The sequence below is a fragment of the Vibrio atlanticus genome (assembly GCF_024347315.1).
Taxonomy (GTDB): domain Bacteria; phylum Pseudomonadota; class Gammaproteobacteria; order Enterobacterales; family Vibrionaceae; genus Vibrio; species Vibrio atlanticus.
The window spans coordinates 543,012-555,960 of the sequence record NZ_AP025460.1 but is presented as its reverse complement, the minus strand read 5'-3'; the positions used below and the strand labels follow the sequence as shown (position 1 = coordinate 555,960).

Annotated in this window: 9 protein-coding genes; all 9 read right to left on the bottom strand. The window is 44.8% G+C overall.

From position 1 onward, the window contains the following. Nucleotides 1–213: 213 nt before the first annotated feature. Complete coding sequence (secA, locus tag OCV30_RS02655; RefSeq protein WP_065680327.1) at nt 214–2,940, bottom strand: preprotein translocase subunit SecA; 2,727 nt, start codon at nt 2,938–2,940, stop codon at nt 214–216. A gap of 388 nt (nt 2,941–3,328) precedes the next feature. Further along, complete coding sequence (lpxC, locus tag OCV30_RS02650) at nt 3,329–4,246, bottom strand: UDP-3-O-acyl-N-acetylglucosamine deacetylase (protein ID WP_009848388.1); 918 nt, start codon at nt 4,244–4,246, stop codon at nt 3,329–3,331. Nucleotides 4,247–4,342: 96 nt separating this feature from the next. Continuing rightward, nucleotides 4,343–5,572, bottom strand: coding sequence for a cell division protein FtsZ (gene ftsZ, locus OCV30_RS02645; protein ID WP_012603216.1), 1,230 nt, complete (start codon nt 5,570–5,572; stop codon nt 4,343–4,345). Nucleotides 5,573–5,603: 31 nt separating this feature from the next. Beyond that, on the bottom strand, nt 5,604–6,872 hold the full coding sequence (gene ftsA / locus OCV30_RS02640) for a cell division protein FtsA (RefSeq protein ID WP_004729844.1): 1,269 nt from the start codon (nt 6,870–6,872) through the stop codon (nt 5,604–5,606). After that, nucleotides 6,865–7,557, bottom strand: coding sequence for a cell division protein FtsQ/DivIB (locus OCV30_RS02635; protein ID WP_370736713.1), 693 nt, complete (start codon nt 7,555–7,557; stop codon nt 6,865–6,867). The genes ftsA and OCV30_RS02635 overlap by 8 nt, the downstream gene beginning before the upstream one ends. Before the next feature lie 278 nt (nt 7,558–7,835). Beyond that, nucleotides 7,836–9,296: a UDP-N-acetylmuramate--L-alanine ligase gene (murC, locus tag OCV30_RS02630; protein ID WP_065680329.1), complete on the bottom strand. Its 1,461-nt coding sequence runs from the start codon at nt 9,294–9,296 to the stop codon at nt 7,836–7,838. Between the two features lie 13 nt (nt 9,297–9,309). Then, nucleotides 9,310–10,371, bottom strand: coding sequence for an undecaprenyldiphospho-muramoylpentapeptide beta-N-acetylglucosaminyltransferase (murG, locus tag OCV30_RS02625; protein WP_065680330.1), 1,062 nt, complete (start codon nt 10,369–10,371; stop codon nt 9,310–9,312). A gap of 12 nt (nt 10,372–10,383) precedes the next feature. Then, the gene (gene ftsW / locus OCV30_RS02620; RefSeq protein ID WP_065680331.1) at nt 10,384–11,580 is read right to left on the bottom strand and encodes a cell division protein FtsW; all 1,197 of its coding nucleotides are present in this window, start codon (nt 11,578–11,580) and stop codon (nt 10,384–10,386) included. A 22-nt stretch (nt 11,581–11,602) separates the two neighbouring features. Continuing rightward, nucleotides 11,603–12,919: a UDP-N-acetylmuramoyl-L-alanine--D-glutamate ligase gene (gene murD / locus OCV30_RS02615; RefSeq protein ID WP_065680332.1), complete on the bottom strand. Its 1,317-nt coding sequence runs from the start codon at nt 12,917–12,919 to the stop codon at nt 11,603–11,605. Between the last annotated feature and the right edge of the window lie 30 nt (nt 12,920–12,949).

Below are 12,949 nucleotides of genomic sequence, written 5' to 3'. Positions count from 1 at the left end.
TTCGCTCGTCCCTCACTCTCGAGGATGACGCTATCGAAACCTTATTATTTTCACATACAAAAAGAGCCGCCTAAGCGACTCTTTTTAATAGCAGTAAGTTTTTGTGAAGCTAAGTTGTAACGCGTTAAGTGCAAGGAGGAGGCACGGAGCTTACGTTAGTAAGTGAGTACCTCCGACACTGCAATTATCCGTTACAGCGAAGATTCACCAAACTTAGTCAATTTTACCGTGACACTGTTTGTACTTCTTACCACTTCCACATGGACATGGTTCGTTACGACCCACTTTACGCTCATCGCGTACTACCGTTTGTGGAGATGCCGCATCCGCTTCATCGTCAGCTAGCTGGTTTTCAGCCGTTGCATGTTGTGCTTGTGCACGACGCGCCGCTTGTTCAGCTTGAGCTTGACGTTGAGCTTCCATCTTTTCAACTTCTTCTTGTTGCTGAACACGAACTTTAGAGAGGATGGTCACAACGTCTGTTTTCAGTACATCTAGTAGGCCTTCAAACAGTTCAAACGACTCGCGCTTATACTCTTGTTTCGGGTTCTTCTGAGCATAACCACGTAAGTGGATACCTTGACGAAGGTGATCCATCGCAGCCAAGTGCTCTTTCCAAAGGCCGTCTAGCGTTTGTAGCATCACAGACTTCTCGAAGTTACGCAGTACTTGAGCACCAACCACTTCTTCTTTCTGTTTGTAAGAATCAACCGCCATACCAAGAATGCGCTCACGCAATGCTTCTTCATAAAGCTTGTCGTCTTCGTCTAACCAACCTTGAATGTCAAAGTCTAGATCGAAGTCATTCTTCAGACGATCTTGCAGACCCGCAATATCCCACATATCTTCAAGAGACTGAGGAGCGATGTATTCATCAATAACTGACGCCAGTACATCTTCACGGTTGTGTTCGATCATTTCACTGATGTCATCTGAACTCATCAGTTCATCACGTAGCTCATAAACAACCTTACGTTGGTCATTGGCTACATCATCGTACTCAAGAAGCTGCTTACGGATGTCGAAGTTGCGACCTTCCACTTTACGTTGTGCTTTTTCAATTGAGCGAGACAGCATCTTAGATTCAATCGCTTCGCCTTCGTCCATACCACTTTGGATAAGACCAGCCATACGATCAGACGTAAATATACGTAGTAGAGAATCTTCCATTGATAGGTAGAAACGAGAAGAACCCGCATCACCTTGACGACCAGAACGACCACGTAGCTGGTTATCGATACGGCGAGATTCATGACGCTCAGTACCAATGATGTGCAGACCACCTGACTCAAGTACTTTATCGTGAATGATTCTCCAATCAGCTTTGATCTTCTCGATCTGCTCTTTGGTTGGGTTCTCTATCTTCTCAAGTTGTGCCTGCCAGCTACCACCTAGCACGATATCGGTACCACGACCGGCCATGTTAGTTGCGATAGTTACCGCACCAGGCATACCAGCTTGTGCAACGATCTCAGCTTCCATTTCATGAAACTTAGCATTTAGAACGTTGTGCTTAATTTTTGATTTTTTCAATGCGTTAGACAGCAGCTCAGATTTCTCGATAGAAACTGTACCAACCAGTGATGGCTGACCAGCCGCTACACGGTCTTTGATGTCTTCAATGATCGCATTGAACTTGTCTTCTTCAGTACGATAAACCACATCTGGCATATCGTTACGAACCATAGGCTTGTTGGTTGGGATAACCACCGTTTCTAGGCCGTAGATAGACTGGAATTCGAACGCTTCTGTATCAGCAGTACCTGTCATACCTGACAGTTTTTCATACAGACGGAAGAAATTCTGGAATGTGATCGATGCTAATGTTTGGTTTTCATTTTGAATCTTCACACCTTCTTTAGCTTCAACAGCTTGGTGTAAACCTTCAGACCAACGACGACCTGGCATAGTACGACCAGTATGTTCATCAACGATAACCACTTCGCCTTCTTCAGTAACGATGTAGTCGACGTTTTTCTCAAACAATACGTGTGCACGAAGCGCAGCATTCACATGGTGCAATAGGCTGATATTGGTTGGAGAGTAAAGTGTGTCACCCTCTTCCATCAAGCCGTTTTTGACCATTAGCTCTTCTACAAATTCTTGACCGTTTTCAGTCAGGTGAACCTGTTTTGATTTTTCGTCCATGGTGTAGTGACCTTCACCACGGTACTCTTCTGAATCTTCTTTATCTTGACGCTCTAGAGAAGGAATTAGAGTGTTAATGCGCGTATAAAGGTCAGAACTATCTTCAGCGGGGCCAGAGATAATTAACGGAGTACGAGCTTCATCAATTAAGATTGAATCAACCTCATCGACTACAGCAAAGAAGCGCTCACGTTGAACTCGGTCTTCAGCACGGAAAGCCATGTTGTCACGAAGGTAATCAAAACCAAACTCGTTGTTTGTTCCGTATAGGATGTCAGCTTGGTACGCTTCTTTTTTCTCTGGCGGAGCCATGTTTGCCACATTCACGCCAACAGTCATGCCAAGGAATTCAAATAATGGGCGGTTTGTTTCCGCATCACGCTTCGCTAGGTAATCGTTCACCGTTATTACGTGAACACCTTTGCTTGGTAGCGCGTTAAGATAAGCTGGTAGGGTTGCTGTCAGTGTCTTACCTTCACCAGTACGCATCTCTGCAATTTGACCAGCATTAAGAACCATGCCACCAATCAATTGCACGTCAAAGTGACGCATGCCGTAAACACGCTTCGACGCTTCACGTACCGTAGCGAATGCTTCAGGTAGAAGTTGTTCTAACGATTCACCTTTATCTAAGCGCTCACGAAACTCAACCGTTTTTGCTTTTAGTTCATCGTCTGAAAGAGCTTCAAACGTTGGTTCGAAGTTATTAATTTCTTTTACAATTTTTCTAAGGCGGCGCAGTGTTCTGTCATTGCGACTGCCAATTACCTTTGTCAGCAGCTTAGTAATCATGTGCTTGGAATCTCTTCGTTCTCAGATCGTCCGCGATCTATTTTAAATGCCGTCAGTCTCTACTAGCTATAAACTAGTCTTTAGTTACTAACCAAGGATACTGAGATAAATCTAGTATCTTTGATATTGTACTTGAGAGTAGAGTTTTCAAGGCCTCAGTTAAAATTAATGCCCTCTAGTGTAAGTAATTTTCACACCAACGACCATTTATAACCCCATTTGTTTGATGTGCTTGGTACTTTTCTTTCTAATTGTTGATGGATTAGCCAGACTGTAGCCAAATACTAGGCAACTTTTAAATACTGACGACACTGTATCTGGAAAATCGATACAAAAAAACCAGGTCAATGACCTGGTTTTCAAAATCTTATATTGTCGTAAACAACAATTACGCTAGAACCATTCCTGGTTCAGCAAACGCAACAGGAGAGCCAACCTCTTCTTCGAATGTTGCCCATTCCCAAGCTTCTGCATCAGCAAGTACTGCGCGTAGTAGTTGATTATTTAGGCCGTGACCTGATTTGTATGCTCGGAACTCACCGATAATAGCGTGTCCACACATGTAAAGGTCACCAATCGCATCTAGCACTTTATGCGTTACGAACTCGTTTTCGAAACGTAGACCTTCTTCATTAAGAATTCGGTATTCGTCTAGTACGATTGCGCAATCAAAGCTACCACCCAAACACAAGTTTTGTGATTGTAGGTATTCAATATCACGCATGAAGCCGAAGGTACGAGCACGAGAAATTTCTTTCACAAAGCCTTGTGAAGAAAAATCAAACAACAGGTGCTGTTCATCAGATTCAATTGCTGGATGGTTGAATTCGATTTCGAAGTCCATACGGAAGCCGTTAAATGGCACAAACTCTGCCCACTTATCGCCATCTTCAAAACGGATTGGCTTTTTGATTCGAATAAAACGTTTCGCTGCATTCAGTGTTTCTACACCCGCTTGCTGTAGCAAGTATACGAATGGGCTTGCGCTACCATCCATAATTGGGATCTCTGGTGCATCGACTTCAACAATAATGTTGTCGATACCCATACCCGCTAGAGCTGCGTTAAGGTGTTCCACTGTAGAGATACGTACGCCTTCGTCATTAACAAGAGCAGTACATAACATAGTGTCACGAACTGACGCTGGATCAGCTGGGAAATCTACAGGTGGATTTACATCTGTACGACGATAAACAATACCTGTATTTGCAGCTGCCGGGCGAAGAGTAAGTGTGACTTTACGACCAGAGTGGAGACCCACACCAGTTGTTTTCACAATTTCTTTCAGAGTACGTTGTCTGATCATCTGCTTGCCTCGTTATCAGTGCTACAAATCACGGTCAGTATTTACCGACCGCGAATTTTACCATTAATTCGACGATAGTCAAACTTTGGGTATTTGTTAATCAGCCTGACGTCGTAAGAATGCCGGAATATCTAAGTATCCACTCTCTTTCTCAGCTTTAGGTGCTGCACTTTGGCTAGCGCCTGTACCTGAAGAAACAGGTGACGTTGTTGGCTGCGGCTTAACTTGAGGTTTTACCTCAGTTTTTTCTTGCAATGGTTGTGCCACTTTATCTTCCACTTTTGGTGCAGTTTGAGCCGCTACCTGTGGTTGAGGAGTTGGTGCAACCTTAGCTTTACCACCAGCAACTAGTGTAATGTCTGGTTTTTTCTCTGTGCCGATACCTGTTGCTACAACAGTTACACGGATTTCATCCGTCATATCAGGGTCTAGAGAAGTACCAATCACAACTGTTGCGTTATCAGATGCGAATGCCTTAACTGTATTACCTACTGTTTCGAATTCATCTAAGCGCATATCTAGGCCTGCTGTGATGTTCACAAGAACGCCACGAGCACCAGCTAGGTCGATGTCTTCTAGTAGTGGGCTAGAAATTGCCGTTTCAGCAGCTTCTTCAGCACGGTCTTCGCCTTTTGCGATACCGCTACCCATCATTGCATGACCCATCTCTGACATTACGGTGCGAACATCCGCGAAATCGACGTTAATCATACCTGGGCGAGTAATTAGCTCAGCGATACCTTGTACAGCATTTTTAAGTACATCATTTGCACTTGCGAAAGCTTCTAGCAGAGTGACGCCGCGGCCAAGTACCTTAAGTAGCTTTTCATTTGGAATCGTAATTAAAGAATCCACATGCTTAGACAGCTCTTCGATACCTTGCTCAGCAAACGCTAAACGCTTTTTGCCTTCGAAGCTAAATGGCTTAGTTACAACAGCAACCGTTAGCACACCCAGCTCTTTCGCAACTTCAGCAATAACTGGAGCAGCACCTGTACCCGTACCACCGCCCATACCAGCTGCGATAAAGACCATATCGGCGCCAGTTAGAACTTCTTTAATTCTTTCTCGATCTTCGAGAGCTGCATCACGGCCTACTTGTGGGTTTGCACCAGCGCCCAAACCTTTAGTGATATCACCACCAATTTGGATCACGCTGCTAACGCTTGTTTTACGAAGTGCTTGTGCATCAGTGTTAACACTGATGAATTCTACACCTTCGATTGATTCACGCACCATGTGCTCAACAGCGTTACCGCCACCGCCACCAACTCCAACGACTTTAATTACTGCATCGTCAGACATTTCCATCATCGGTTCAAACATGTGTTATCTCCGTTTTTTCCTGCAACTCAGGTTAAAACTCTTTTTGTATCCAATTACGCAATTTACCAAATAAACCAGACATAGAAGGTGCTGAACGCTTAGGTTCGCTGTAATCACCTTCATCGCTGATCTGACAATCTCTTGCGTAATGAAGTAAACCAACCGCCGTAGAATGATACGGCTCTTTAACATAGTCGGTTAAACCACTAACTTCTAACGGCTTACCAACTCGAACTTGATTGCGGAAAACACGTTCCGCACACTCTACCAATCCGTCAATTTGTGCCGCTCCACCAGTGAGAACGACGCCAGCTGCAAGGTGGTGTTTAATACCTTCATCTCGTAGCTGTAATTGAACCGTATCAATAGTTTGGTTAACGAGCCCCATAAGTTCAGTGTAACGTGGTTCAATCACTTCCGACAAAGTTTGTCTTTGCAAACTTCTCGATGGACGGCCACCTACACTAGGGACGTTAACAGAATCATCCTTGCTTACGAGTTCACTCAGAGCGCAACCATGGTTTACTTTTATCTCTTCAGCATCACTCACTGGCGTGCCAAAAGCGAAGGCAATATCACTGGTTACTGCATTTCCTGCGTAGGAAAAGACTTCTGTGTGTCGCAGTGCGCCGCCAGTCCAAATGGAGATATCCATAGTACCAGCACCAATATCAACAACACAGACTCCAAGCTCTCTCTCGTCGTCAGTAATTACCGCATTACTTGAGGCAAGTCCTGAAAACACGATTTGCTCTACAGTGAGACCACATCGTTCAACAGCTTTAATAATGTTTCTCGCCATGTCGCTATGGCAAGAAATTAGGTGAACACTGACTTCCATTCGAACACCAGATAAACCAAGTGGGTTCTTAATCCCTTCTTGATAATCAATGGTAAATTCTTGTGGGATCACGTGCAGAATTCTCTGCTCATCACCTATTTTAATTGATTTCGCGGTATGGATCGCTCGATCCATATCGTCTTGAGACACTTCTTCATCAGAGATAGTGCCCATGCCTTTTTCAATTCGGCTTGCGATATGTTTACCCGATAGCGAGATAAATACATTGCTGATTTGGCATTCCGCCATCAACTCTGCTTGATCAATAGCTCGCTGAACCGACTTAACTACCGACTCTAGGTCGTTTACACCACCTTTATCCATACCTCTGGATGGGCTTTGCCCAGAACCAATGATATTGATTTGACCATCAGGCAATATTTCACCAACTAGAGCTGATATGGTCGCAGTGCCTATATCAAGACCAACGATTATGTTGTCATCTGCGGTCTTAGTCATCTGTACTCTCTTCTAACTCTTGCTCTGGAAACCAGCCTACAGCGGCTCCCGTATCGTACCTGAGGTCGATGTAGCTCACTTGATTCGCCTTACTACCTAATTCGTTGTAAAGCGAAATAAAGCGCTCAACACGCTCATCTAAAAAATCTTTACCTAATTCTAAACGAATACCGTTGTCTAGAATGATTTGCCAGGCGCGACGCTCATTGAGAACGAGCGAGGTAACGGTTAACCCTAGGCTGTTAATTAAAGGCGTTATCTGTCGCCACTTTTCAATCACTTGTTGGCTAGTGCCATCTGGACCGTAAAGTTTAACTCTATCACCCTTCAAAAGGCCAATATCACCATTAAACACCTGACCATCTTCATTCAACAGCATATTGCCATTCCAGATAGCTGCTGCATGATACTCAGTCAAAAATACTTTTATTGTGTCTGGCCACTGCTTACGAATCGAGACAACAGAAACCCAAGGCAACGCTTCTAAACTGTGTTGCAACACGCCAATATCTTGAGACATGAATGTTCCAATATGCTCTAGCTCACTAAAGGCATGTTGAACATCACCAGCGGTTACATAAGTTAAGTCGCCTTGCAGTACTATTTTGGAGAGAGGCAATCTCTGATCGTCCCACATCCAAGTTAGTGTGGTATAGAAAAGAAACCCAATGAATAGTAATACCATGACAAAAAAAGACCCGCCTAAGGCGTGTTTCTTGAGCGACGGTAAACTGAATAGGTGGCGGTTTTCGCTAAAAGTACTTTCTACCAAAGCCCGCATTCCCTGTCGTTGGTTCGCAATTCTATTCCCTATCTTCGTAATAGAGGTAAAAGCACTTACTTTAACCTATGAATTATACTGAGCAAAATCAAACTATCAAACGTTGATAATAAGATTTTTGGTCAATTTTAGGTCAATCGCAAGAAGTGAGCGATTGACCACAGTCTGTAGACAGTATTCTGCTACGCGTTCTGCATATTATTAATGTCTAACTGTAACGATTCGAGTTGCTTAGCAACACGACCAACATCACCTGCACCCTGCGTTAAAACAAGGTCACCGCCTTGAATGACGTTGGCTAAAGCCGATGGCAGTGCGTTGATATCGGCAACAAAGATTGGATCTATCTTACCACGCCCGCGAATAGTTCGACTTAATGAACGCCCGTCAGCCCCTGCAATAGGTTTCTCACCTGCAGAATAAACATCTAACAGAATTAGGACATCAACTTGTTCAAGAACATTCGCAAAATCATCATATAGATCACGAGTACGGCTGTAGCGGTGCGGTTGGAAGATCATAACAAGACGTTTATCAGTCCAGCCACTTCGTGCAGCTTGAATGGTCACGTCAACTTCGGTTGGGTGATGACCGTAATCATCAACCAGCATTGCAACGCCTTTACCTGTTTCGTACTCCCCTAGATGATCGAAACGACGACCAGTACCTTCGGTTCCCGCCATCGCTTTTAGAATCGCTTCATCGCTAATGTCATCTTCTGTTGCAACAGCAATCGCTGCTGAGGCATTCAATGCATTGTGACGACCCGGAATGTTTAACGTGATATCAAGGTTAGCTTTACCTTCACGTACCACCGTAAACTTGCCTTGCTGGCCTTCTTGCACGTAATTCTGAATACGAATATCCGCATCTTCTGAGAAACCGTAAGTAATCACTTGGCGGCTAACCTGAGGAATAAGCTCACGCACTACAGGATCATCAACACACATAACAGCCTGACCGTAGAATGGCAGGTTGTGTAAGAAATCAATAAACGTCTGCTTCAGCGTTTCAAAATCGCCGCCGTAAGTGTCCATATGATCAGCTTCAATGTTAGTGACGATACTAACCATTGGTTGCAGATGTAAGAATGACGCATCACTTTCATCAGCTTCAGCGATAAGAATACGGCTCGAACCTAAACGTGCGTTAGTACCTGCACTTTTCACCAAACCACCGTTTACGAAGGTTGGATCTAGGCCTGCTTCCGAGTAAATCTGTGTCACTAGCGCAGTCGTGGTTGTTTTACCGTGTGTACCTGCCACAGCAATGCCGTGACGAAAACGCATCAGCTCAGCCAGCATTTCAGCACGACGAACGATCGGTGTGCGCGCTTCACGAGCAGCAATAATTTCTGGGTTTTCTTCGTTGATAGCGGTTGAAACCACCACAACACTTGCATCGGCAACGTTACTTGCTTGGTGACCAACGTAAACAGTAGCCCCCTTGCTAACTAAGCGTTCTGTCACTGGGTTTTGAGCAATATCAGAACCTGTGATCTGGTAGCCTTCATTAAGCAAGACTTCAGCAATCCCGCTCATTCCGGCACCACCAATACCAATGAAGTGGATAGATTTAACACGGCGCATCTCTGGCACCATTGCACGGATTTGCGCTAAGTCTTGGGTATGTTCAATCGTCATCAATTCAATCTCATTATTTTGCTAAAGCTTTAATCGCTTCAGCGACAGTCACATCAGCATCAAGCTTGGCGGCTTGACGAGCTTTTGTTGCCATCATTTTTAATTCATTTCTATCAAGCTGCGCGATAGTGTTCGCGAGCTTATCAGCCGTCAGTTGAGGCTGTTCAATCATTAACGCTGCGCCACATTCGACTAAATGATCGGCATTCAACGCTTGTTGTCTGTCTTTGTGCATAAACGGAACGAAAATAGAACCTACACCAGCAGCAGACACTTCAGATACGGTTAATGCACCAGAGCGACACACTAATAGATCTGCCCACTCATAAGCTTGCGCCACATCATCAATAAATTCAGTCACTTGAACATTATCTACAGAATGTGATTTGTATTGTTCAATAACTTGCTGTTGATTGTTCTTACCCGCTTGATGCACCACTGTGAAGCCTTCACCAAGCTGCGCCATCGTTACTGGCAAGGTATCGTTCAGGATTTTTGCGCCCTGGCTACCGCCCATAACCAAGATGCGGATGTCACCATCACGCTCAGCCATGCGTTGCTCGGGGTCAGCTAAGGCAACAACATCTTCGCGTACCGGGTTACCCACCACTTCTGCGGTAGGAAACGCACCAGTAAAAGCTTGGAAAACCTTTTTAGCAATCTTAGACAGCCATTGGTTGGTTAAACCTGCCACTGCATTTTGTTCATGTAGAACCACTGGAATACCAGATAACCAAGCCGCGATACCACCCGGGCCACTGACGTAACCACCCATGCCAAGCACCACATCAGGTTGCCATGCTTTAATATGTCGTCTGGCTTGAAGTATGGCATTAATAATCTGGAACGGCGCTTTAATTAGCTTGCTAATGCCTTGACCACGCAGGCCTTTCACCTTAATGAAGTCGATCTCAATACCATGCTTTGGCACCAGATCCGCTTCCATTCGGTCCGCAGTTCCTAACCAGCGAATTTCCCAACCTTGTTGCTGAAGCTTTTTCGCCACCGCTAACCCAGGGAAAACGTGACCGCCAGTACCACCAGCCATCACTAAAAGTTTTTTGTTTTGTTTCATAACGTTAGATTCTTATTCTACTAATTCGTTTTGATTGTCGGCTTGTTCTTTTTGTTGCACTCGGCATTCATGATCGATACGCAGCAGCATAGAAACCGCTACTGACATCACGATAAGGCTTGAGCCACCGTAACTGATCAGCGGTAAGGTTAACCCCTTGGTCGGAACAATACCTGAAGCGGCACCGACATTAACAAGCGTCTGAAAGGCAAACCAAATACCAATGCCAAACGCCAGATAACCGCTGAACACTTGGTCGTTTTCGAAAGCTTTTTTGCCAATAAAAATAGCTTTAAAAACCAAACTAAAGATCAGCATCAACACTAAGGTTACGCCAACAAAACCCAACTCTTCAGCCAGTACAGCAAAAACAAAATCGGTGTGTGCTTCAGGTAGGTACTCGAGTTTTTGAATTGAATTACCAAGCCCTTGCCCCATCCAATCACCACGACCGAACGCCATCAATGATTGAGTTAGCTGATAACCACTACCAAACGGATCACTCCAAGGTTCCCAGAATGACGTAACACGTCGAACACGATAAGGCTCAATAACAATCAATCCCACAACGGCAGCAATACCTGCCACCATTAAGGCTATAAATTGTGACAGCTTAGCACCTGCGATAAATAACATGCCAAACAAGGTAACCAACATTACGACAACGGTACCCAAATCGGGCTGGCCAAGTAGCAACACCGCAAAGGCACCGAACACCATGATCGGTTTACCAAAACCACCGAAGAAGGTTTTTCTCACTTCATCCTGTTTACGAACCAAATAGCCCGCCATAAAGATAAACAGAGATAACTTAGCGACTTCAGCAGGTTGTAAGTTAAACAGCCCGAGAGGAATCCAACGTGAGGCACCGTTAACCGACTTACCGACGGCTAACACCACCACTAGCAAAAAGAAGGATAAGCCCAATAGGTACATACTGTATTGAAACCAGCGCTGCATCGGGATTTGTAATATTACGCTGGATACACCTAACGCTAACACCAGGAAAATGGCGTGGCGGAACATGAAGTGAAACGGCTGATCGGTTAAACGAGCACTGATTGGGAACGAAGCCGACGTTACCATTACCAAGCCCGTCAGCATCAGTCCAAGAGCAATCCATACCAACTGACGATCGTAGAGCGCCTCTGGTGTGGCACGGTTAAGCCATTGCCAAATAGATTGATTAATCTCTTTCACTCTTTGCACTGAATGTTAGTCCTTCAACACGTTAGGCATACTCATGAGCAAGTTCAGTGAACGCATCACCTCTCGCCATGAAGTTATTAAATTGATCGAAGCTTGCACATGCAGGAGACAACATCACCATGTCACCCGACACCAATTGTGCAGAGATACTCTCGATGATGTCACGCATGGTATCAAACGTCTTAGCCGATGGATGTAATGGCATAAATTGCGCAGCATCTTCACCGAAGCAACACAGTTGTACGCGGTCTAGTTGCGCCAACACGGGTTTAAGCTCCCTAAAGTCAGCACCTTTGCCCACACCTCCGACTAAGAGATATAAAGTACCTTGGTATTCTAATCCCGACAGAGCCGCCAATGTACTGGCTACGTTGGTCGCTTTTGAGTCATTGACCCACTTGATCGCGCGTTTATCAGCCACCACTTGGCAACGATGAGTTAAGCCATTGTAAGCTTTCAGAGCTTCAAGGCTCTTTCTGTAATCAATACCTACTTGCTTCAATAGTGCTAAAGAGACTAACGCATTCGCCACATTATGACGTCCAACCAATGTTAAATCTTGGGTAGGAATTATCAGTTCATTGTTATCCACTAGCCATTCGATGCCACTACTCGTTGCAACACCAAACTCTTGGTCATCGAGACCAAATGTCACCAACGGCATCGTATGCTCTGGATAAGTCTCTTTGTCTTCGCGGTTTACAATCGCACACTGAGCATGATTAAAAATTCTTAACTTGGCATCACGATAATCGTCCATACCTTGGTAGCGATCCATATGATCTTCTGACAGGTTCAAAAAGGCCGCTGCTGCAAGGTTTAGACTGGACGTTGTCTCTAGCTGAAAACTTGAAAGCTCAAGGACATATAAATCGGCATCAAGCTCAAGAAGATCCAAGGCAGGAATACCGATGTTGCCACCAATGCCAACGTTAAGACCAGCAGCTTTAGCAAGCACACCCGTTAGATCGGTCACCGTACTCTTGCCATTGGAGCCTGTTATGGCCACGGCGGGTTTGTCTACCGCCCAACCAAACAGTTCAATATCGCCAACAACCGGAGTTCCCGCTTGAATAACATCTTGTATTTCAGGGGTCGCTAAGGCGATACCTGGGTTAGCAACCACTAAATCAGCTTCCGCTAACCATTGGCTATTCCAACTTCCAGAATGCAGTTCTACCGATTCAGGTAAAGATTCCTTTCCTGGTGGTAGTTCTCGTGTATCAATCACTCTCACATGAGTCTGAGGTTGATATTTTACGAGATGTTTAACGACAGAGAGCCCGGTAATACCGAGCCCCACAACCACTACATTTTGAATATTTTGCCAACGTTCCATTTAAACAAGATGCTCTTAATAGTTTTAAAG